At 65.7% G+C, this 22,600-nt stretch carries 18 protein-coding genes and 1 pseudogene; 8 read left to right on the forward strand and 11 right to left on the reverse strand.

Annotated features, from left to right (window positions below; all coding sequences use genetic code 11):
* Nucleotide 1 precedes the first annotated feature (1 nt).
* Nucleotides 2-1,264: a uracil-xanthine permease family protein gene (locus EPK82_RS22770; protein WP_037046707.1), complete on the forward strand. Its 1,263-nt coding sequence runs from the start codon at nt 2-4 to the stop codon at nt 1,262-1,264.
* Between the two features lie 68 nt (nt 1,265-1,332).
* On the opposite strand, the gene EPK82_RS22775 is transcribed toward EPK82_RS22770, so the two are convergent.
* Nucleotides 1,333-2,346, reverse strand: a complete 1,014-nt coding sequence (locus EPK82_RS22775; protein WP_134678131.1) for a DUF481 domain-containing protein — start codon at nt 2,344-2,346, stop codon at nt 1,333-1,335.
* Between the two features lie 134 nt (nt 2,347-2,480).
* A complete protein-coding gene (locus tag EPK82_RS22780; RefSeq protein ID WP_134678147.1) occupies nt 2,481-3,473 on the reverse strand; it encodes a DUF481 domain-containing protein in 993 nt (330 codons plus the stop codon).
* A 16-nt stretch (nt 3,474-3,489) separates the two neighbouring features.
* On the opposite strand from EPK82_RS22780, the gene EPK82_RS22785 reads away from it, so the two are divergent.
* Both EPK82_RS22785 and EPK82_RS22790 read left to right on the forward strand, forming a co-directional pair.
* On the forward strand, nt 3,490-3,864 hold the full coding sequence (locus tag EPK82_RS22785; RefSeq protein ID WP_047590291.1) for an MGMT family protein: 375 nt from the start codon (nt 3,490-3,492) through the stop codon (nt 3,862-3,864).
* A gap of 43 nt (nt 3,865-3,907) precedes the next feature.
* On the forward strand, nt 3,908-5,704 hold the full coding sequence (locus tag EPK82_RS22790; protein ID WP_134678132.1) for an AmpG family muropeptide MFS transporter: 1,797 nt from the start codon (nt 3,908-3,910) through the stop codon (nt 5,702-5,704).
* Nucleotides 5,705-5,761: 57 nt separating this feature from the next.
* Here the strand turns inward: EPK82_RS22790 and EPK82_RS22795 are convergent, their stop codons facing one another.
* On the reverse strand, nt 5,762-6,589 hold the full coding sequence (locus EPK82_RS22795; RefSeq protein WP_037046694.1) for a mechanosensitive ion channel family protein: 828 nt from the start codon (nt 6,587-6,589) through the stop codon (nt 5,762-5,764).
* A gap of 103 nt (nt 6,590-6,692) precedes the next feature.
* On the reverse strand, nt 6,693-7,172 hold the full coding sequence (locus EPK82_RS22800; protein ID WP_037046692.1) for a YajQ family cyclic di-GMP-binding protein: 480 nt from the start codon (nt 7,170-7,172) through the stop codon (nt 6,693-6,695).
* A 136-nt stretch (nt 7,173-7,308) separates the two neighbouring features.
* On the opposite strand from EPK82_RS22800, the pseudogene EPK82_RS22805 reads away from it, so the two are divergent.
* From EPK82_RS22805 to EPK82_RS22820, 4 genes and pseudogenes are all read left to right on the forward strand, one after another.
* Nucleotides 7,309-8,274: pseudogene (locus EPK82_RS22805) on the forward strand (response regulator); the annotation flags it as partial.
* Complete coding sequence (locus EPK82_RS22810; RefSeq protein ID WP_134678134.1) at nt 8,271-9,182, forward strand: putative 2-dehydropantoate 2-reductase; 912 nt, start codon at nt 8,271-8,273, stop codon at nt 9,180-9,182. The pseudogene EPK82_RS22805 and the gene EPK82_RS22810, both read left to right, overlap by 4 nt.
* Before the next feature lie 100 nt (nt 9,183-9,282).
* Entirely contained in the window at nt 9,283-11,301 is a 2,019-nt protein-coding gene (locus EPK82_RS22815) for a HAMP domain-containing sensor histidine kinase (RefSeq protein WP_134678135.1), read from the forward strand.
* A 3-nt stretch (nt 11,302-11,304) separates the two neighbouring features.
* Complete coding sequence (locus EPK82_RS22820; protein WP_134678136.1) at nt 11,305-11,880, forward strand: cob(I)yrinic acid a,c-diamide adenosyltransferase; 576 nt, start codon at nt 11,305-11,307, stop codon at nt 11,878-11,880.
* Nucleotides 11,881-11,887: 7 nt separating this feature from the next.
* Here EPK82_RS22820 and EPK82_RS22825 read toward each other — a convergent pair whose 3' ends face one another.
* From EPK82_RS22825 to EPK82_RS22845, 5 genes are all read right to left on the reverse strand, one after another.
* Nucleotides 11,888-12,838, reverse strand: a complete 951-nt coding sequence (locus tag EPK82_RS22825; protein ID WP_134678137.1) for a Nudix family hydrolase — start codon at nt 12,836-12,838, stop codon at nt 11,888-11,890.
* Nucleotides 12,835-13,467 (reverse strand): glutathione S-transferase family protein, encoded by a 633-nt coding sequence (locus EPK82_RS22830; protein ID WP_134678138.1) that lies wholly within the window; start codon nt 13,465-13,467, stop codon nt 12,835-12,837. The genes EPK82_RS22825 and EPK82_RS22830 overlap by 4 nt, the downstream gene beginning before the upstream one ends.
* 179 nt (nt 13,468-13,646) lie before the next feature.
* Nucleotides 13,647-14,864, reverse strand: coding sequence for a bifunctional glutamate N-acetyltransferase/amino-acid acetyltransferase ArgJ (gene argJ / locus EPK82_RS22835; protein ID WP_134678139.1), 1,218 nt, complete (start codon nt 14,862-14,864; stop codon nt 13,647-13,649).
* Nucleotides 14,865-15,004: 140 nt separating this feature from the next.
* On the reverse strand, nt 15,005-17,740 hold the full coding sequence (secA, locus tag EPK82_RS22840; protein ID WP_134678140.1) for a preprotein translocase subunit SecA: 2,736 nt from the start codon (nt 17,738-17,740) through the stop codon (nt 15,005-15,007).
* A 242-nt stretch (nt 17,741-17,982) separates the two neighbouring features.
* Nucleotides 17,983-18,903, reverse strand: coding sequence for a M23 family metallopeptidase (locus tag EPK82_RS22845; protein WP_134678141.1), 921 nt, complete (start codon nt 18,901-18,903; stop codon nt 17,983-17,985).
* A gap of 76 nt (nt 18,904-18,979) precedes the next feature.
* Here EPK82_RS22845 and EPK82_RS22850 point away from each other — a divergent pair, with 76 nt between their 5' ends.
* Nucleotides 18,980-19,438, forward strand: a complete 459-nt coding sequence (locus tag EPK82_RS22850) for a DUF721 domain-containing protein (protein WP_037046666.1) — start codon at nt 18,980-18,982, stop codon at nt 19,436-19,438.
* Between the two features lie 7 nt (nt 19,439-19,445).
* Here EPK82_RS22850 and EPK82_RS22855 read toward each other — a convergent pair whose 3' ends face one another.
* Both EPK82_RS22855 and EPK82_RS22860 read right to left on the reverse strand, forming a co-directional pair.
* Nucleotides 19,446-20,810, reverse strand: coding sequence for a DUF1329 domain-containing protein (locus EPK82_RS22855; protein WP_134678142.1), 1,365 nt, complete (start codon nt 20,808-20,810; stop codon nt 19,446-19,448).
* Between the two features lie 14 nt (nt 20,811-20,824).
* The coding region (locus EPK82_RS22860; protein ID WP_134678143.1) for a DUF1302 domain-containing protein at nt 20,825-22,600 on the reverse strand (1,776 nt) is incomplete at its 5' end.

A 22,600-nucleotide genomic window follows, 5' to 3' on the forward strand; every position in this document is an offset into this window, starting at 1 on the left:
CATGTCGCAGACGGAATTCAACGATCCGCTGTGGCGCCAGGGCATCTCCGGCGCACAGATGCTCTTCGTGGCTTTCGGCGCGCTGGTGCTGATGCCGCTGATCACCGGCATGGACCCCAACGTCGCGCTGTTCACCGCCGGCATCGGCACCCTGCTGTTCCAGCTGGTGACCAAACGCCAGGTGCCGGTGTTCCTCGCCTCCAGCTTCGCCTTCATCGCACCGATCCTGGCCGCCAAGGGCGAGTTCGGCCTGCCGGCCGTGATGGGCGGGATCATCGCTGCGGGCCTGGTCTACATCCTACTGTCGGTGGTGGTCAAACTGCGCGGCCCGAGCTTCATCGACCGCCTGCTGCCGCCGGTGGTGATCGCACCGGTGATCATATCCATCGGCCTGGCGCTGTCGCCGGTCGCGGTGAACATGGCCATGGGCAAGGCCGGTGACGGCAGCGTGGAACTGGTGCCGTACCAGACCGCCATGCTGATCTCGATGCCGGCGCTGATCACCACCGTGCTGGTCGCCGTGCTCGGCCGTGGCATCTTCCGCCTGGTACCGATTCTCGCCGGCATCGCCGTCGGCTGCTCGATTGCCGCCCTGCTCGGCGTGATCGACAGCAGCGCCGTGAGCCAGGCCGCCTGGATCGCCATGCCCAACTTCATCGCGCCGGAGCTGCACTGGGGCGCCATCCTGTACATGGTGCCGGTCGCGCTGGCACCGGCCATCGAGCACATCGGCGGCGTGGTGGCGATCGGTAACGTCACCGGCAAGAACTTCGTGAAGAAGCCCGGCCTGCACCGCACCCTGCTCGGCGACGGCCTGGCCACCTCGGCCGCCGGCCTGTTCGGCGGCCCGCCCAACACCACCTACGCCGAAGTGACCGGCGCGGTGATGCTGACCAAGAGCTACAACCCGAAGATCATGACCTGGGCCGCCGTGTTCGCCATCGCCCTGGCCTTCATCGGCAAGTTCGGCGTGGCCCTGCAGAGCATTCCGGTGCCGGTGATGGGCGGCATCCTCTGCCTGCTGTTCGGCTCCATCGCGGTGGTAGGCCTGAACACCCTGATCCGCCATCAGGTCGACCTGTCCGAAGCACGCAACCTGATCATCGTCTCGGTGACCCTGGTCTTCGGCATCGGCGGCATGGTCATCGGCGGCCAGGAGTTCGCCCTGTCGGGAATTTCCCTGTGCGCCATCAGCGCGCTGCTGCTCAACCTGCTGCTCCCTGGCGGTGCCGGCTGGCGCAACCGCGACCTCGAAGACGCGTGACCCCGCCGTAAAGAAAAGCCCGCGACCAGGTCGCGGGCTTTTTCGTTGCAGCGGGCTCGCGACGGGTCTTACCAGCCGACGCCGAAGCCCAGGGTATAGCGGGTCTCGTCCAGGTCGCCTTCGGCGCCGCTGACGATGTCCTTTTCCGCCTTCATGTTCAGCGATGCCCAGTCGGTGACCTTGTAGCGCAGGCCGACCTCGGCATCCAGGCTGTATTCGGCGGCGCCATTGAGTGGCCGGCCGACCTCGCCGACACTGAACAGCTGGACGGTCTTGCCGACCAGGTAGCGGTTGTAATCCCATTTCACGCTCAGCGCGTAGAAGCGGTCCTGCTCACCATTGCTGTAGCGGTAGTCGCTGCGGTTGGCCAGGGTGGCGACGGAGAAGGCACCCAGCTCGTCATCCCAGAACTGGTAACCCGGGCCCGTACCGATGGTGCGCTGACGCTCGACCTCCTCGACGCGGTCGCGCTTGTACTCGAAGCGCCCCTGCCAGAACAGCTTCTCGTTGAGGAAGCGGTCCAGCGCGTACTCCGCACTCCAGTTGTCGGTGCTGACCACACCGTCCTTCAACTCACGGTTGTAGTCGGCCAGCGCGTTGTGCCGCCAGCGTCCGTGACGCGCCTGGGTCTTGATGTCGACGTCGTAGTCGTCGGAGTCGCGCTCGCCACGCTTGTAGTCCAGGCCGAGGTCGACGTTGCCCTTCCAGACGAAATCCTCCACCAGCGGCTTGGGCTTCATGATCTGCTCGATCTGCGCCAGCTCGACGGTCTTCGGCGCCTCGCCGTTGGCCAGGGTCACCTTGCCCGGCTCGGCGGCCAGCAGCGACTTGGCTCGTTCCCCCTCGAGCGGGCCGAGCTTGACCAGCAGCTCGTGGTCACTTTCCAGGGTGGCGATCTTCTTCCAGTCCAGCGGAATGGAACCGCCGTAGTCAGTCTGCAGCAGCAGCCGGCTGCCGTCGAAGACGCGGATGGTGCCGGTGAGGCGGTCGCCGTTCTTCAACCAGACGGTATCGGCGAAGGAAGCGGAACTGCACAGAGCGATGCTCAGGCCAAGCAGGGACAGCGATGTAGAGCGAGACATAGGTTGGGCGAAGGCGTTGGTGGGCGAAGGCCGGGCATTATCCGCAAGCCCGGCGACAGAGCAACAGCTGACCGACCGGAATACCCAGAGTTCAGCTTTATCTGCCGGGCGGCGTTCCGCTGGGCGGCACGCCGTTACCAGCCCACGCCGATACCGATCAGATAATGTCGATCGGCAACCGTCCTGCCCTGGCCACGCACCTGATCGAGCTCGTACAGCAGCGACAGGCGCGCCCACTGGTTGACGCGGTAGCGCAGGCCGAACTCGCTGTCGAGCACGTAGTCGATCTCGTCGATATGCGGAACCTGCAACTCGGCATTGGCGTAGAACTCGAAGCGGGTCCCCCACAGCAGGCGCTTGTAGTCCAGTTCCAGCGAGCTGGTATTGAATGCCAGGTCGTCGACATCCGACTCCAGGCGCACCCGGTTGAACTGGGCGATCAGATCGAAGCGGCCGAGCTCGTCGTCCCAGAAGCGATACCCAGGGCCCGTGCCGACGATGCGCTGCCGCTGGATGGCCTCGAACTCGTCCTCGCTCTGCTCGATGCCGCCACGCCAGAACCAGTGCTGGGTGAAGAAGCGGTCGAGGTCGTATTCCAGCTCCCAGTTGTCCTCGACCTTCCTGCCGTTCTTGGTCTCGTGCTCCAGTTCGCCACTGAGCACATGGCGCCAGCGCCCGTGCTCCACGCGGGTGTTGCCCTTGAGCTTCCATTCATCGACATCGTTCTGGTTGCGCTTCATGTCCAGCTTGGCATCGAGGTTGCCCTCCCAGACGTTGTCCTCCAGCAACGGTCGTGGCGGCACCAGGCGGGTGATCTGCGCCAGCGGCAGGGTGTATTCCCGCGCCCCCTGTACCCGGACCATTCCGCTGCCGGCGGCCGCCAACCTTTCGCTGTGTTCGTTGTCGAAACCGCTGCGACGCACCAATAGGGGCTTGTCCGAACTCAGGGTGTCGATATCCTTCCAGTCGATGAGCACCTGGCCGGCATAGCGGGTCTTGAGCGCCAGCTTGCCGCCGTCGAGCAGGATGACTTCACCGCTGAGGCGGTCGCCATTGTTCAACCACACGGTGTCGGCCCAGGCCGGAGCAGCCAGGGCAATCAGGAAGCAGGCAAGCAGTACGCGCATGATAAGGACGAATCTCATGGGTAAAACGAAACCGCCAGAGTCTGCATGGCCGGGATCACCACCGGCAAGCGCGGAGGCGCGTCGCGAGGCACTGTATCTGGTGCTGGCGCAGATTCCGCAGGGCAAGGTCGTCAGCTACGGCGAACTGGCTCAGCTGGCCGGCCTGGGCCGCGCAGCGCGCTGGGTCGGTCGCACGCTGAGCCAGTTGCCCGAAGGTACCCGTCTGCCCTGGCACCGCGTGATCGCCGCAGGCGGACGTCTGAGCCTGGCCGCCGGCAGCCCGTCGGGCGCCGAGCAGCGCGCGCGCCTGCGTGCGGAAGGCATCAGCATCCTGAACGAACGTGTGGATATGCGCCGCCACGGCTGGCGCCCGATGGAGCGCAGCAGTTAGAGTGCGCCCTACCAACCTCCCCCCCGACCCAGACTCGAGCCTGATGCCACGCAAATCCTGGCGAGAAGCCCTCGCGACCTACGCCAACCCCGCCACCCTGGCCCTGCTGCTTCTCGGCTTCGCTGCCGGCCTGCCCTACATGCTGGTGTTCTCGACCCTGTCGGTGTGGCTGCGCGAAGCCGGTGTGGCGCGTGAAACCATCGGTTTCGCCAGCCTGATCGGCCTGGCCTATGCCTTCAAGTGGGTCTGGGCGCCGATGCTCGACCAGTGGCGCCTGCCGTTGCTGGGCAAGCTGGGACGACGCCGTTCCTGGCTGGTGCTGGCGCAGGGCCTGGTCGCCATTGGCCTGGTCGGCATGGCCAACTTCGACCCGCAGACGCACCTGTCGTCGCTGATCGCCCTGGCCGTGCTGGTCGCCTTCGCCTCGGCCACCCAGGATATCGCCGTCGATGCCTATCGCCTGGAGATCCTCGGTGACGAACACCAGGCAGCCCTGGCGGCCGCCTACATGACCGGCTATCGCGTCGCCGCACTGCTGGCGACGGCGGGCGCGCTGTACTTCGCCGAGGGCTTCGGTTCGACGGCGGACAACTACCGCTTCGGCGCCTGGACCGGCACCTACCTGGTCTTCGGCCTGCTGATGCTCCCCGGCCTGCTGACCTCCATCTGGATGCGCGAGCCACCAGCACCGCCACACATCCACGCGGCTCCGCCCAAGCACGGTTTCTTCCACCAGTTGCTGGCGATCGCGGCGGTCATCGTGCTGGTGATTGCCGTACCGACGATGTTCATCCAGTTCTACCAGAGCGACCTGGTGGCCATGCTGCTGGGTGAGGTCAGTGCGCAGGAGCTGCTCTACAACGACCGCGCCTTCCTCCGTGCCATGCTCTACAGCACGCTGGCGTGCGTCTGTGCGTCGGGGCTGTTCTGGGGCGGCCTGGCGCCGGTGCTGAAGACCGCTGCGGCGAAGTACGGTTTCTTCCATCAGTTGCTGTCCGTACTGCTGCTGATCATCCTGCTGATCTCCGTGCCGGCGATGCTCACGCAGTACTACGAGAGCGACCTGGTTCTGCTGTTCCAGGGACAGATGAGCCTGCAGGAGCTGCTGTACTACGATCGCGCCTTCCTGCGCGCCCTGCTCTACACCCTGCTCACCGGCCTCTCCATCTCCAGCCTGTTCTGGGGCGGCATGGCCCCGGTGCTGACGCCGGTCAACGACTTCATCCTGCGCTATCGCTGGCAGGCCCTGCTGCTGCTCAGCCTGATCGCCACCTATCGCCTGTCCGACACGGTGATGGGGGTGATGGCCAACGTCTTCTACATCGACCAGGGTTTCAGCAAGGAACAGATCGCCAGCGTCAGCAAGGTCTTCGGCCTGGTGATGACCCTGCTCGGCGCGGGCGCCGGCGGACTGCTGATCGTGCGCTTCGGCATCATGCCGATCCTGCTGATGGGCGCGGCGGCCTCGGCAGCCACCAACCTGCTGTTCATGATGCTGGTCGGCATGGGCCCGCACCTGAACATGCTGATCGTCACCATCAGCTGCGACAACTTCAGCGCCGGCCTGGCCACCTCGGCCTTCGTCGCCTACCTGTCGAGCCTGACCAACCTGAAGTTCTCCGCGACCCAGTACGCCCTGCTCAGCTCCATCATGCTGCTGCTGCCGCGCCTGATCGGTGGCTACTCCGGGGTGATGGTCGAGCACCTGGGGTATGCGCAGTTCTTCTTCGCCACCGCGCTGATGGGCATACCGACGCTGATCCTGATCCTGATCCAGTGGCGACGCGACAAGCGCCAGCCGCAGGTCGCCGCGACGCCGGCGAACGCGGAACAGGCCTGACAGCCAGGCAAAAAGAAGCCCCGGACCTGCCGGGGCTTCTTCGTTGCGGCGGCTGCCTCACTCGGCCTTGGCCAGGTGTACCACGCGCTGCGGGAAGGGAATGCCGATCCCGGCCTCGGTCAGGCGCTCCTTGGCCAGCTCGGTGAAGGAGAAGGTCACCGGCCAGAAATCGCCGGTCGCCACCCAGACGCGCAGCGACAGGTTCACCGCGCTGTCGCCCAGCCCGGTGACGAATACGACGGGCTCAGGATCGAGGTGTACGCGCGGGTCCTTGGCGATCTCCAGCAGCACCTCACGGGCGCGCTTGATATCGCTGGAGTAGTCGATACCGACGTTGATGTCGGCACGCCGCCGCGGTTCACGCGAATAGTTGGTGATGTGGCCGTTGGACAGATTGCCATTGGGCACGATCACCACCTTGTTGTCGGCGGTCTTCAGCGTGGTGTGGAAGATCTGGATGTTGTCGACGCTCCCGGAAACGCCCTGCGCCTCGATCCAGTCGCCGGCACGGAAGGGCCGGAACAGCATGATCAGCACGCCGCCGGCGAAGTTCGCCAGGCTGCCCTGCAGCGCCAGACCGATGGCCAGGCCGGCGGCACCGATCATGGCGATGAACGAGGTGGTCTCCACGCCGACCATCGAAGCCACGCTGATCAGCAGCAGAATGCGCAGGACGATGCGCACCAGGCTGCCGATGAAACTGCCCAGGGCACGGTCCACGTTACGCGCCTCGAGAATCCGCCCGATGCTGGCAGTGAGCTTGCTGATCAGCCACCAGCCGATCAGCAGGGTAATTACCGCCAGAGTCAGCTTGCCGCTGTACTCCAGCACGACTGGCAGCCAGGCCTCTGACAGCTTGACCAGTTCGTCGACGTTCATCTCCATGGAGGGCTCCTGTTTCCTGTGCATGAAACGAAACCGCCATGGCATGCCATGGCGGTCAAAGTGCTATCAACCTAGGGTGCGACGCCCGAGGGCCGCAAAAGGTTCAATCGCGGAAGTTGTTGTACTGCAGCGGCATGCCGAACTCGTGACCACGCAGCAAGGCGATGGCTTCCTGCAGGTCGTCGCGCTTCTTGCCGGTGACCCGCACCTGCTCGCCCTGGATGGCGGCCTGCACCTTGAGCTTGGCATCCTTAATATGGGCGACGATCTTCTTCGCCAGCTCCTTGTCGATGCCCTCGCGGAAGGTCACTTCCTGCTTCATCACCTTGCCGGACGCGTAGGGGTCCTTGGTTTCCATGCACTGGCAATCGATCTTGCGCTTGATCAGGCTGTTGCGCACGATGTCGAGCACCTGCTCCAGCATGAACTCGGCCTCGGCCGTGATGGTGAGGGTCTTGTCCTTGCTTTCGATGCTGCATTTGCCACGCAGGTCGAAACGGCGTTCGAGTTCCTTGGTGGCGTTGTCGACCGCGTTGGTCAGTTCGTGTTTGTCCAGTTCAGACACGACGTCGAACGAAGGCATGAGTAGGCTCCTGATGGACGGCGCGATACTCTTCACGGAGTGAACGCGCCTGACTTGACGATAACTAAGACGCGCCCATTATAACCAGACTGATACACGCCGCTTGGCGTCCTTCCTATCTGCCTACGAGCCAGCCCCAATGCCAAACCCCCATCTCAGCATCCTGGTGGTGGATGATGCCAAGTTTTCCAGTGCCATGATCGGCCGCGCGCTCAGCCAGGCCGGCTACCAGGACGTGCGCTTCGCCAGCAGCGCCACCGAGGCCCTGCAGTTGCTCGAACAACGCCCGGCCAGCGTGCTCCTGGCCGACTGGCTGATGCCCGAGATCGATGGCCTGGAACTCACCGCGCGGGTGCGCCAGCTGGACGAGACCGCCGATCACTACACCTACATCATCCTGCTCACCGGCAAGGAAGGCGAAAACGTCCTGGGCGAGGCCTTCGACCGGGGTGTCGACGACTTCATCAGCAAGGCCGCGATGAACGAGCAGCTGGTGCCCCGCGTCTACGCTGCGGACCGCCTGTGCAACACCCTGCAGCGCCTGCTGCATGAGAACCGCATGCTGACGCAGAACATCGCCAGCCTGGAACGACGCAACCTGATCGACCCCCTCACCGGCCTGGGCAACCCCCGCTACCTGCGCCAGAAGCTCACCGACAGCCTGCGCCAGGTCGAGTCGCGCGGCGGTGCGGTGTGCTACCTGCTGATCGGCCTGCAGGAGGCCAGCCAGCTGCGCAGCCGCTACGGCGACCGCTTCTTCAACGAACTGCTGCACGGCGTGGCGCGACGCCTGCAGCAGCTGGTCAGGCCGCTGGACGTGCTGACCCGCCTGGACGACAACCACTTCGGCCTGATCACCCTGCTCGAAGACCTCCACGAATGCTCGCCCAGCAGCTTCAAGCGGCTGCACGAGGGCCTGAACCTCAAGGCCTTCAAGACCAGCGAAGGCTTCATCACCCTGAAAGCCGGCATCAGCCTGGTCGGCCTGGACGCCAAGGCCCTGCCCACCACCCCCGAGCAGCTGCTCCAGCACGCAGAAACACTCCTGGCCGAATCCTACGCCAGCGGTCGGGTCGCCGCCGTGCGCCTGCCGCTGCCGTGACCTGGCACATCCTCGGCGCAGGCAGCCTGGGCAGTCTCTGGGCCACGCGCCTGGCCCGCGCCGGCCTGCCGGTCCGCCTCATCCTGCGCAGCCCGCAACGCCTGGCGGCCTATCGCGCTGCAGGCGGCCTGACCCTGATCGAGGCGGGCCAGCGCAGCCAGTACGCGATTCCCGCCGAGCTGGCAGAGGCCGACACGCCAATTCATCGCCTGCTCCTGGCCTGCAAGGCCTACGACGCCGAACCCGCAGTGGCGAGCATCGCCTCGCGCCTGGCAGCGGACGCCGAGCTGCTGTTGCTGCAGAACGGCCTGGGCAGCCAGGATGCCGTGGCGCAGCGCCTGCCCCGGCAGCGCTGCCTGTTCGTATCCAGCACCGAGGGCGCGTTTCGCCCCGCCGACTTCCAGGTCGTGTTCGCCGGCAATGGCCACAACTGGCTGGGCGATCCGCGCGACCCTCTGCCGCCCACCTGGCTGGACGAACTGCAGCATGCCGGCATCGCCCACCAATGGAGCCCGGACATCCTCACCCGGTTGTGGCGCAAGCTGGCGCTCAACTGTGCGATCAACCCGCTGAGCGTGCTGCATGACTGCCGCAACGGGGGGCTGAGCGAGCACCCCGCCGAAGTGGCTGCGCTCTGCGCGGAACTGACCGAGCTGCTGCAGTGCTGCGGTCAACCGGCGGCGGCGCAGGACCTACACGCCGAGGTGCAACGGGTGATCAGCGCCACGGCGGCGAACTACTCCTCCATGCATCAGGACGTGGCCCAGGGCCGCCGCACCGAGATCACCTACCTGCTGGGTCATGCCTGCGCCGCCGCGCAGCGGCACGCCCTGCACCTGCCGCACCTGAGCCACCTGCAGCAGCGCCTGCTGCGGCACCTGCGCGAGCGCGGGCTGCCGCTGGACTGAGTGCCAGGTGAGTGCAACCCGCCACTCACCCCGGCCTGACGTGGCAATGCCCCGGCAGCCGCGTTAACCTGCCGCTTCCATCCGCGACCACGACACGCCCATGAGACTGCGCCAACGCCTCGACAACCTGCCGGTCGGCCGCAAACTGCTCGCGGCGCTGCTGGTGTTGCTCGCGGCGGTCCTGCTGGTCGCCAACCTGGCCTTCATCAGCGCCGCCTACTGGATCACCCAGGAGAGCATGGCGCCTCAGGCCCTGCACACGCTCGCCCGGCTCATAGCCAGCCCGGCGCTGAGCAAGGAGGCCTTGCACTCGCCCGCCTCCGCCCAGGCGCTGCTCAAGCGCCTGGATGAATACGCGCCGCTGCGCGCCGCCGTGATCTACGACAGCAACGGCACCAGCCTGGCGCAGCTGCAACGCGGGGAAAAACTGCAGTTGCCGGAGCAGCTGAGCGAACTGCAGAACTGGCGCAACACCGCCTTCCGCACCAACCTGCTGGTGGACCTGCCACACCCCAGCGGGCGCCCTGGCGCACTGCTCCTGGTCGCCTCCAGCGAGCTGCCCGGGGCGTTCTACACCGGCACCCTGACCGCAAGCCTGGTGATCCTGGCCTTCAGCGTGCTGCTCTGGCTGCTGGTGGCCAAGCAGATCAGGCGCCTGGTGACCAAGCCGATCCGTCGCCTCGAGGAACTGTCACGCCAGGTGACCCGCGAAGAGAACTACGCCCTGCGCGCCACCCGCGGCAACCGCGACGAGATCGGCAGCCTGGCCGAAGCCTTCAACACCATGCTGATGCGCATGGAGGCACGCGAGCAGCAGCTCAGGCGTGCCCGCGACGATGCCCAGCAAGCCTTCGACCAGGCGCAGAGCCTGGCCGAGGAAACCCGTCACTCCAACCGCAAGCTGGAGCTGGAAGTCCAGGTGCGCGGCAAGATCGAGAAGAAGCTAACCGGCTTCCAGAACTACCTCAACAGCATCATCGACTCCATGCCCTCGGCGCTGATCGCCCTGGACGACATGCTCTACGTCACCCAGTGGAATCAGGAGGCCAGCGCGCTGTCCGGCACGCGCCTGGATGAGGCGCTGAACCAGCCGGTATTCCTCGCCTTCCCGCCGCTCAAGCCGTTTCTCGCGCAGCTCAAGCGAACCGCCGAACAGCACAAGGTGGAAAAGATCGAGCGCGTCACCTGGCACAAGGACGAGGAACCACGCCACTACGCCCTGACCTTCTATCCGCTGATGGGCAGCGCCGGCCGTGGCGTGGTGATCCGCATCGACGACATCACCCAGCGCCTGGCGCTGGAGGAAATGATGGTGCAGTCGGAGAAGATGCTCTCCGTCGGCGGCCTGGCAGCGGGCATGGCGCACGAGATCAACAACCCGCTCGGCGCCATCCTGCACAACGTGCAGAACATCCGCCGGCGCCTGTCCGCCGACCTGGAGAAGAACATCGAACGGGCCGAGCAGGCCGGCGTCAGCCTGGAGGCCATCCAGCACTACATGGATGCGCGGGAAATCCCCCGCCTGCTCGACGGCATCCAGCACGCCGGGCAGCGCGCCGCCAAGATCGTCAGCCACATGCTCAGTTTCAGCCGGCGCAGTGATCGTCAGCTGTCGCCCTGCGAGCTGCCGGCGCTGATCGACCAGGCGCTGGAGATCGCCGGCAACGACTTCGACCTGGCCGACGGCTTCGACTTCAAGACCCTGCAGATCGAACGCCACTTCGAAGCCGGCCTGGGCCCGATAGCGGGCACCGCCAACGAACTGGAGCAGGTGCTGCTCAATCTGCTGAAGAACGCCGCGCAGGCCATTCACCAGCGCGACGACGACAGCGAGCCGGGGCGCATCATCCTGCGCACCCGGCAGACCGGGCAATGGGCGGAAGTGCAGGTGGAGGACAACGGTACGGGCATGAGCGAGGTGGTGCGCAAGCGCATCTTCGAGCCCTTCTTCACCACCAAGGAAGTCGGCCAGGGCACGGGCCTCGGGCTGGCCGTGTCCTATTTCATCATCACCAACAACCACAAGGGGCAGATGGAGGTGCATTCCACGCCGGGCCAGGGTACCTGCTTCACCCTGCGCCTGCCGCTGGCCACCCTGCTCGACAACACAGGACACTGAACCATGGGTTTCCGCCTCTCCAAGATCTACACCCGCACCGGTGACCAGGGAGAAACCGGCCTGGCCGATGGCCGTCGGGTCGGCAAGGACCATCCGCGCATCGAGGCCATCGGCGAGCTGGACAGCTGCAACAGCCAGCTCGGCCTGCTGCTGGCCGAACTGGACGAGGCGAGCGCCACCTGGCCGGGCCTGCGGGAGGTCAGCGATGCGCTGCGCCCGTGCCAGCATCGCCTGTTCGACCTTGGCGGCGAACTGGCGATGCCCGACTACCAGGCCCTGCAGCAGGAGGAAGTGGAGCGTCTGGAAGCGCTGATCGACCGCTGGAACGAAGAAGTCGGCCCACTGCAGAACTTCATCCTCCCCGGCGGCTCGCGCCTGATCGCCCAGGCCCACGTCTGCCGCAGCTTCGCCCGCAGCAGCGAACGCCGCTGTCAGCACCTCAACGCCGTGGAGCCGCTGCGCGCCGTCGGCCTGGCCTACGTCAACCGGCTATCCGACCTGCTGTTCGTCGCTGCGCGCCTGATCGCCAGGCGCCAGGGCGTCGCCGAGGTCCTCTGGCAGGCTGCCGAAAAGCCCTGAACCGCGTTTACAGGGCGGCGTCTGGCCAGAGCGCGCGGATACCGGCGACACCCTGCGCGCCGACCTGCCAGGCGCGCTCGATGTCGCTCGGGCCAACGCCCCCCAGCAGATAGGCCGGCAGGTTGCAGCCCGCGAGCAGCTCGCTGGCGGCGTCCCAGCCCAGGGGTTGTGCCTCGGGGTGGGTGGCAGTGGCCTGTACCGGCGACAAGGTGACGAAATCCACCCCCATCTGCGCGGCCAACGCCAGCTCCTCGGCGGCGTGGCAGGATGCAGCCAGCCAGCGCTGCTCCGGGAAAGGCCGCCCACCTGCCGCATACTTGCGCAGCTGTTCGGCCGTCAGGTGCCAGCCGGCAGCGGGGAAGTCTCCCAGCCACTCCAGCGGCCCCTTGAGCATCAGTTGCGCCTTGCCTGCGCACAGCCCCTGCACGTCCACCGCCAGGTCGCGGTACTGCGGGTCGAACATGTTCGGCGCGCGCAGCTGGATCAGCCGTACGCCGGCGTCCAGGGCCTTGCGTACGCCGGCGAGCAGCTCGGCGGACTGCAGCCCGTCCGGGGTGATCAGGTAGCGGTCAGGCAAGCGTGCAGCGGCGACTATCGGCGTGTTGGCAGCGGGAAACTCGTACTCCAGCAACTGCCGCTCGCTGACCCAGGCCAGCGGCTGTCCCTCGGCACCGTGGGGCTCGCCGGTGAACGCCGTGACCTCCCAGACATCCAGCAGGACCTGCTTGTCCGGATAGTCATGGCGAATCTGGATCAGCGGACGGCTGGCCGTCGGGCGGATCGCCAACTCCTCTTCCAGCTCGCGAGCCAGGCCCACGCTCACCGCCTCGCCCGCTTCCACCTTGCCACCGGGAAACTCCCACAGGCCGCCCTGATGCTTGTCCTCGGGGCGCCTGGCGATCAGGATGCGCCCATCGACGCCCCGAATCACCGCTGCCGCGACATGCACACGCTTCACCGCTTTACCTCCTGCAATGCTGCCTGGTACCAGCGCTGAAACGCTGGCCAGCGATAGATGGTTTCGACATAGGCCGCCGCCGCTGTCGGCAGGGCCACATGGTAACTGCGCAGACGCGCGGCGACCGGCGCATAGAAGGCGTCGGCGATGCTGGCCGGGCCGAACAGGTAGTTGCCCTTGGCCGCGAAGCGCTCGCGACAGCCCGCCCAGATCGCGCAGATGCGATCGATATCGGCCTGGGCGTCGTCCGCCAACTCGGTCAGCGCCTGGTCGCGTGCAAGGTCCATCGGCAGCTGGCTGCGCAGGGCGATGAAACCACTGTGCATCTCCGCGCAGACGCTGCGCGCCAACGCCCGGGCCTGGCGCTCCGCCGGCCACAGCTGAGCCTCGGGGTAGCTTTCGGCCAGGTATTCGGCAATCGCCAGGGAGTCCCACACCGGCCCCTGCTCGGTGATCAGCACCGGCACCTTGCCGGTGGGCGAATGGCGCAGCAGTTGCGCACGGCTGTCCGGCTGGTACAGGCGCACCAGCACCTCGTCGCAAACCGCACCCGACAGATCCACCGCCAGCGCGGCGCGCAGCGACCAGGAGGAGTAGTTCTTGTCGCCGATCACCAGTTGCATTGCCATGTCGCGTCTCCCGAGCATTCCATCGTTGAAGTCAGCCGACGTTAAGAGCCCGCTCGCCCAATAGCAAATTCCCGCGCGTCATGGGCTCATGAGGCGCGGGAATAGCTGGAGAACGACGGGCGAGGGACGAAACACCCAGGCGGTTGCCGCCTAGGGTCTGACGCTCATCGCTGCCTCTGTCAGGTGCGATATTCGGCGTTGATCTTCACGTACTCGTGAGACAGGTCGGTGGTCCAGATCGTCTCGCTGCAGGCACCACGGCCGAGCTCGATACGGATGCTGATCTCCTCCTGGGCCATCACCGCCGCGCCCTGCTCTTCGGTGTAGGTGGTCGCACGGCAGCCCTTGCTGGCGATGCAGACCTCGCCCAGGAACACGTCGATCTTGCTCACGTCCAGTTGCGGCACGCCGGCATAGCCCACCGCCGCGAGGATGCGCCCCCAGTTCGGGTCGGAGGCGAACAGTGCGGTCTTGATCAGCGGCGAATGCGCCACGGCATAGGCCACGTCCAGGCATTCCTGGTGCGTGCCGCCACCGTTGACCTGCACGGTGACGAACTTGGTCGCCCCCTCGCCGTCACGCACGATGGCCTGGGCCACTTCCATGAACACCTCGAATACCGCCTGCTTGAGCTTGCTGAACAGCTCGCCGGAAGCCTCGGTGATTTCCGCCAGCGCGGCCTGGCCGGTGGCGATCAGCATGCAGCAATCATTGGTGGAGGTATCGCCGTCGATGGTGATGCGGTTGAACGACTTGTTCGCCGCATCGCGCACCAGGTCCTGCAGCACACCCTGGGCGACCTGGGCGTCGGTCGCGATGTAGCCGAGCATGGTGGCCATGTTCGGACGAATCATGCCGGCGCCCTTGGAGATGCCGGTGACGGTCACTGTCACGCCGTCATGGGAAAACTGGCGGCTGGCCCCCTTGGGCAGGGTATCGGTGGTCATGATGCCGGTGGCGGCGGCTTCCCAGTTGTCCGCCTTGAGATCGTCGAGAGCGGCCTGCAGGGCGGACTCGATCTTCTCCACCGGCAGCGGCTCGCCGATCACGCCGGTGGAGAACGGCAGCACCGCGTTCTCCGTGACGCCTGCCAGTTCGGCCAGGCGCGCGCAGGCACGACGGGCACGGGCCAGACCATCGGCACCGGTGCCGGCGTTGGCGTTGCCGGTGTTGGTCAGCAGGTAACGCACCTCGCCGCCCAGGCGCTCGCGGGTGAGCAGCACCGGCGCCGCGCAGAAGGCATTGGTGGTGGTGACCCCGGCGATCCGCGAACCTTCGGCACAGCGCATCACCACCACATCCTTGCGCCCCGGTCGCTTGATGCCGGCAGAGGCAATGCCCAGTTCGAAGCCGGGAACCGGATGCAGGGTAGACAGCGGGCCAAGACCAACAGCCATGAGATGCGCTCCTTCAAATAGATGGTGATCGCCTCGGCGACCGAATGAGATGGTAAAACGCCGCGAACGGTCGAACCGTTCGCGGCGCTGTCAGGGCGCTGGCAGCATAGCCGAAGCGCCCGCTACTGCAAGCAGTCGGATCAGCCAATCTGACCGTGGCAGTGCTTGTACTTCTTGCCCGAACCGCAGGGGCACGGCTCGTTGCGCCCGACCTTCTGCTCGCTGCGCACCGGAGCGGAGGCGACCGCGACATCGCCCTCTTCGGCGTTGCCTTCGTCAGCGGCCAGCGCCGACGCATCGGCGTGCTGGAACTGCATGCGCTCGGCCATGGCCTCGGCCTCGCGACGCAGGCGGGCTTCCTCTTCCGCCGGGTCCTCGCGGCGCACCTGGACGTGGCAGAGCACACGGATGGTGTCGCGCTTGATCGACTCCAGCAGCTCCTGGAACAGGGCGAAGGACTCGCGCTTGTATTCCTGCTTGGGGTTCTTCTGCGCGTAACCACGCAGGTGGATGCCGTGACGCAGGTGATCCATGGTGGACAGGTGGTCCTTCCACAAGTCGTCGAGCACGCGCAGCAGAATCTGCTTCTCGAAGGTGCGCAGCGCTTCGGCGCTGGCCTGGGTTTCCTTCTCGTTGTAGGCGGTGATCAGCTCGGCGAGGATGCGCTCGCGCAGGGTTTCCTCGTACAGCTTGTCGTCTTCGTCCAGCCATTGCTGGATTGGCAGCTGGATGCCGAAATCGCTCTGCAGCGTCGACTCCAGGCCAGCGATATCCCACTGTTCCGGCATCGACTGCGGCGGGATATGGCCGTTGATGGCGGCGGTCAGCACTTCCTCGCGGAACTCGGCGATGGTGTCGCCAACGTTCTCGGCAGCCAGCAGGCTGTTGCGCATGTGGTAGATCACCTTGCGCTGCTCGTTGGCCACGTCGTCGAACTCGAGCAGCTGCTTGCGCATGTCGAAGTTGCGGCCTTCGACCTTGCGCTGGGCCTTCTCGATGGCATTGGTGACCATGCGGTGCTCGATGGCCTCGCCGGACTGCATGCCGAGTGCCTTCATGAAGTTCTTCACCCGGTCGGAGGCGAAGATGCGCATCAGGTTGTCTTCCAGCGACAGGTAGAAGCGGCTGGAGCCCGGGTCACCCTGGCGACCGGCACGGCCACGCAGCTGGTTGTCGATACGACGCGACTCGTGGCGCTCGGAGGCGATCACGTGCAGACCGCCGGCTTCGATCACCTGCTGGTGGCGCTTCTGCCAGTCGGCCTTGATCTGCGCGACCTGCTCGTCGGTCGGGTTCTCCAGTGCCGCGACTTCCACTTCCCAGTTGCCACCGAGGAGGATGTCGGTACCGCGACCGGCCATGTTGGTGGCGATGGTCAGCGCACCTGGGCGGCCGGCCTGGGCGATGATCTCGGCTTCCTTGTCGTGGAACTTGGCGTTGAGCACCTTGTGCTCGATGCCTTCCTGGTTCAGCAGCTGGCTGACGTACTCGGAGGTCTCGATGGTTGCGGTGCCGACCAGGATCGGCCGGCCCTGGGCCTGGCAGTCCTTGATGTCGGCGATGATCGCCTGGTACTTCTCTTCCTGGGTCAGGTAGACCAGGTCGTTGAAGTCCTTGCGCGCGATCGGCTTGTTGGTCGGGATCACCATCACGTCCAGGCCATAGATCTGGCGGAACTCGAACGCTTCGGTATCGGCCGTACCGGTCATGCCGGACAGCTTGTTGTACAGGCGGAAATAGTTCTGGAAGGTGGTCGAAGCCAGCGTCTGGCTCTCGGCCTGGATGTTCACCCCTTCCTTGGCCTCGATGGCCTGGTGCAGGCCTTCGGACAGGCGACGCCCCGGCATGGTACGGCCGGTGTGCTCGTCGATCAGGATCACCTGGCCGTTCTGCACGATGTATTCGACGTTGCGGTGGAACAGCGTGTGCGCGCGCAGGCTGGCGTAGACGTGGGTCAGCAGGCCCAGGTTGTGCGCGGAGTACAGGCTTTCACCCTCGGCCAGCAGGCCGGCGGCGGTGAGCATTTCCTCGACGTACTGGTGACCCGCCTCGTTCAGCTCGACCTGGCGCGACTTCTCGTCGACCTTGTAGTGACCTTCCTGGGTCACCACGCCCTCTTCTTCCTCGATGTGCTGCTTGAGGCGCGGGACCAGCTTGTTGATCTCGATGTACAGCTTGGAGCTGTCTTCGGCCTGGCCGGAGATGATCAGCGGGGTACGGGCTTCGTCGATGAGGATGGAGTCGACTTCGTCGATCACGGCGAAATTCAGCTCGCGCTGGAACTTGTCTTCCAGGCTGAACGCCATGTTGTCGCGCAGGTAGTCGAAACCGAATTCGTTGTTGGTGCCATAGGTGATGTCGGCGGCGTAGGCGGCGCGCTTGTCTTCCGGCGGCTGGAACGGGGTGACGATGCCCACGCTCAGGCCGAGGAATTCGTACAGCGGACGCATCCAGTTGGCGTCGCGGCGGGCCAGGTATTCGTTGACCGTGACCACGTGCACGCCCTTGCCGGACAGTGCGTTGAGATAGACGGCCAGGGTGCCGACCAGGGTCTTGCCCTCACCGGTACGCATCTCGGCGATCTTGCCCTCGTGCAGGGTCATGCCGCCGATCAGCTGCACGTCGAAATGGCGCATGCCCATGACCCGCTTGCCGGCCTCCCGGGCCACGGCAAAGGCTTCGGGCAGCAGTTGGTCGAGGGTTTCGCCCTTGGCCAGACGGGCCCTGAACTCTTCGGTCTTGCTCCGCAGCTGATCATCCGAAAGGGCGATCATCTGTTCTTCAAGGGCGTTGACGGACTGCACCGCCTTGAGCATGCGTTTGACTTCACGCTCATTCTTGCTTCCGAAAAGTTTTTTCAACAGAGGCGCAAACATATCGACAGGACTTCCGGCGAATGGATTGAGGTCGGCGCAAATCGCGACCTGGCAGCCAGCATGGCTGCGGGCGAAGGGGGCATTCTACCCGGAAAAGCCGGGGAGGAAAGTGACGTTGTCAGCCGATCGCTACCGCGTGATGGCACAGACAGCACAGGTCCCCGGACCAGCCCGGAAACACGGCCTGGCCTTATAGATGGGGACGATTGCGAACAATTCAAGAGAGGGCAGGCGCCACTCGATCACTCGACGCCGCTGGTACGCGCGATGTACAGCGCCGGGTTGACCTGACGGCCGTCCTTGCTGACTTCGAAATGCACGTGATAGCCGGTGGAACGGCCGCTGCGACCGACCTTGGCGATTGTCTGACCGCGCTGCACCAGGTCACCGATCTGCACGGTGTTGCTCTGGTTGTGCGCGTAGAGGGTGACGTAACCGTCGGCGTGGCTGATCTCCACCACATTGCCGTAGCCGTTCTTCTTGCCGGAGAAGGTGACGATGCCGGCGGCCACCGACATCACGTCGCTACCCGGCTTGGAGGCGAAGTCGATGCCCTTGTGCACGCTGACCCGCCCGGTCAGCGGATGGATGCGGCTGCCGAACGGCGACGACACGTAGCCCTGCAGAACGGGACGACCGGAAAGGGTCTCGGCCTCGTTCAGGCGGCGCTCGCCGAGCAACTGCTCGAGCACCTCCAGTTGCTGCTCGCGGCTGTCCACGCGCAGCGCCAGCTCATCCAGCGCATTCATGAACGGCGGCGGCGAATAGGCCGAGGCGCCGAGCGCATCTTCCGCACCACCCTGGCCAACGCTGAGGGAGAAATCGAATTCGCCGGCATCCAGTTCGGCCAGCTCGGTGAGGCGCTCGCCCAGGGCATCGAGACGTGTCAGTCGTGCCTGCAGCTCCGCCACATGCGCGGCGAAGGCGTCCAGCTGACGCTGCGCGTCCTGGCGCACCGCGCCAACCTGCCTGCGCTGCTGATCCAGCGCCTCGACCAGCGACGTGTCGACCACCGGTTCTGCGGTCAACCACTTGGCACCCAGCGCGGCGCCGGCGCCCAGGCTCAGTGCCAACGCCAGGAAAGCGGCCAGCAACAGCCAGCGCAGATCCAGGTTGATCGTTCGCGCCGAACCATGGCGGCTATTGAGTAGGATGATTTGCATGGCTTCCCCTCTCGCGGAGCACTATCGGCAGCACGCTCTGCTACCATGACCGCTCTGCAACCTAAGGCCTCCTGCCATGACGTTTCGTCCCTTGCCGGCCCAGGCACCCGCTACGCTGCTACGCGAAGCCAAGCCCCTGAAAGCGCTGTTCGGTCAGGCCCAACGCCTGACCAACCTGCAGCGTCTTGTGGAAAGCCAGCTACAACCGGCGGCCCGGGAACACTGTCATGTAGCGTCCTGGCGTGACGGCTGTCTGCTATTGATCGTGACCGATGGCCACTGGGCAACACGCCTGCGTTATCAGCAAAGAAGGCTGCAACGACAACTACAGGCACTCGAAGAATTCGCGACCTTAACGAAAATACTGTTCAAGGTGCAACCTTCGACAGGTCCGAATCGTGGAACCGTTCGCAGCGTTCGCCTGTCCAATAGCGCCGCACAGAGTATCCAGGCGACGGCCGAGGGCATCAGCGACCCCAGCCTGAAGGCCGCCCTTGAGCGCCTGGCAAGCCGCAGCGACAGCCAGACGCCCTGACCCGGAACTACTGCGTACCCTTGCGCCGCAGGCTGGCGGGGGTGAAGTAACTCGCCGGCGGCGGCGACAGATGGTACTGGCGCGGCGCCTTCTCGTTGTTGCGCAGGCCGATCACCGTATAGCTGCGGGCGATGAGGTCGTGGTAGACGATGTTCACCGGGGCGATGACCGGCACCTCGTAGGCATTCTTGGTGAACGCCAGGTTGACGTGCCACAGCTCGCCACGGGCGTCGTAGTTCTCCACCATCAGGGCGTACCAGCTGTCTTCGTCGAGGTAGAAGCGGCGCTTGGCGTGCACGTGGCGCTGGCCCGGACGCAGGGTCGCTTCGACCACCCACACGCGGTGCATCTCCCAGCGGGTCAGGTCGCTGTTGAGGTGGCCCGGCTTGACCAGCTCAGCGGCGTCCATGCCCGGTTTCTCCATGGCGTAGTTATGGTACGGCACCAGCAGCGAACGCTTGCCGACCAGCTTCCAGTCGTAGCGGTCGGTGGCACCGTTGTACATGTCGGTGTCATCGGCGTAGATGCCATCGATCGGCATGTCGTAGGCCAGGGTCGGCGCACGCCGCACACGGCGCTGGCCGGGGTTGTAGATCCACGCCGAGCGCGGCTCGGCGACCTGGTCGATGGGCTCGTGCACCAGCAGCGCGCGGCCCACGTCGCGCGACGGCGGCAGCAGTTCGCTGGCGAAATAGTAGAGGCGATTGCCCAGGCTCCCGGCGTCCTTCTTCGGGTCGTAGTAGCTGGACAGCAGCTGGATGCGCTCGCGCAACAGCGAGTAGCTGCCGCTGGTGGTGACCTGCGCGGTCACCGCCACCTCGTCGGTGTAGCGCGCCTGCCAGCGGGCGATGTGGTTCCAGATCGCCTCGCGGCCATCGGCCGGGATCGGGAACGGAATGCCGCCATAGGCGCCCACCAGGCCGTAGCCGGAGTCGCTCAGTTCGGCCTGCTGCGCATTGACGGCGGTGTTGCGGTAGATCTCCTCCGGTGCGGAAAAGCTGCGGTGGCTGGGGTAGACCGGCAGCTTGAAGGTCTGCGGATAGGCCTTGAGCAGCGCCTTGACGCCGTCGCTGAGGTTGTCCGCATCGGCCTGCATGGTGCTGGCGTCGATCACCCGCAGCGGCGTTTCCTCGGCATAGGGATCGACGTGGAAGCTGCCCGGGCCGCCATAACCGGCCGGCGGCTGCGTCATGCCACCGGTCCACTGCGGAATGCCCTTGGCCGCATCGCCCTGGCGCTCGGCGCCGAAGGGGGTCAGCGTGCCCTGCAATTGCGTCGCCTGTTCGGCACTCACCCTGGCCTGGGCCGCCAGGGGCAGCAGCAGGCCGAGAGAAAACAGGACCGTACAGGTCCGTAGAAGGGTTCTGGTCATTGCGGGTCCTGCCATCAGAAGGAGTAGGAGACGTTGAGCGCGAGGTGATCGCGGTCGATCAGCGCGTTATCCTTGCGTGCGCCCCAGAACGAGGTGTAGGACAGCTTGCCGGCCAGCTTCTGGCCGTACCTGGCACCCAGTTCGACGGTGGCGGACTTGCGCCCCTGGATGAAGTTCTCGTTGAGCGCCGGCGAGGTGCCGGACACGTCCTGGCGGAAGGTGATCGCCGGCATCAGGTCGAAGTTCGGCGTCACGTCCTGGACCAGGCCGGAGAGGTTCACCGTGTAGCCCCAGGCGAAGCTGTCCAGGTACGCGTAGTTGAGCGTGTCGAGCAGGCCGCCCGGCACATGGTTGAAGGCCGCCTCGGCCAGTACCACCAGATCGTCCAGGCCGGCGCTGGGACCGAAGGCGTGGATCGCGGAGATCGAACCGGTGTACAGCTCGTGGCGCTTGTACAGGTCGATGCTGCGGCGTGGGTCGTTGGCCGAGCCGTCGCCGAACTCGCCCAGGTCGATGCTCCCGCCACTGGCACCGCCGGCGCCGAGGGCGCTCGCGGCCAGTTGTTCCAGCTCGTAGGTCATCGACGGTTCCAGCGGCGCGTTGGGCCGGTAGGTCAGCTCGCCTGCCAGGCTGGTGTCGCCGATGGTGCCGGACACGCTGAGGCCGAACAGGCGGATGTCTTCGGGGTAGACGAAGTCGTAGTAGGTGCTGTCGAGCATGGCCAGGCCGTCCACCAGCGGCACCGAGGCCGGGTCGAGCAGCTTGGTCAGGCCGCACAGGTCGGCGAAGCGCCCGCCGCTGCCGGCACTGCAGGCCATGGACTGGCCCTTCTGCACACGCAGGAACGGCACCTTGCTGTGGTAGTTGAGGTAGTAGAGGCTGAACTCGGTGTTGTTCCACTGCTCCACCAGGTAGCGCAGGGCCAGGCCGTACTGGCCGTCGTCGCGGGCGTCGTGCTCACGGCCATAGCGGGCGCCGGCGACGATGCCGTTCTCGCCATTGAGCCCCGGGGCCAGCTCGGCCAGCGCCCCCAGCTCGCTGCGCAGGTCCACCAGTACGCCGTTGCTGCCCTTGCCGAAGTAGTCCTGGTTATTGAGGAAGGCACCGGTGGGGATCATCTCGTGACCCTTCCACTCCAGCCCGTAGAAGGTCTCGACGTTGAGCGCGTCGGTCAGGCCGAACTGCGCGGAGACCATGTTGGTCGGCAGCAGCGCGTCCTTGAGGCTGGCGTTGGGCAGCACCACGCGGCCGATGTCCACCGGGTTGATCACGTTGAGACCGTCGGCATAGAAGATGCCCTCGCCCCAGTTGATCACCTGGCGACCGAGTCGCACGCTGACCGGCATCTCGCCAAGGTAGCGGTTGGTATAGAGGTAGGCATCGAGCAGGCGCGCGCGATGGCCGGCGCGGTTTTTCAGGTCCGAGGGGTAGCGCTTGTCGCTGTCGGTGTTGTGGGTAGCGAAGTCATCACCGCTGGGCGCGTGGTCCATGATCTGGGTGTCGTACCAGGCGGTACCGCGGACGAACAGGCCGTCCTGCTCGGTGCGCACGTGCAGCTCGGAGGTCAGCTTGAATTCGTTGGAGACGAACCCCTTGCCGTAGTACTCGCTGCCGTCGTTGTTGTTGATGAAGACGTTCTGCCCAGCGCGCGTGATGTGCTCGGGCGAACCGGTGCGGTACACCGATGTGAATTCGACGACGCTCTCGAGCGAGGTCGTCAGATCGGGACCGGTCTCGATTTCGAAAGCCTGCAGCTGCGTCCCCCACAACCCCAGCCCCACCGCCAATGC

It is taken from the genome of Ectopseudomonas khazarica (genome assembly GCF_004521985.1).
GTDB classification, from domain to species: Bacteria; Pseudomonadota; Gammaproteobacteria; order Pseudomonadales; family Pseudomonadaceae; genus Aquipseudomonas; species Aquipseudomonas khazarica.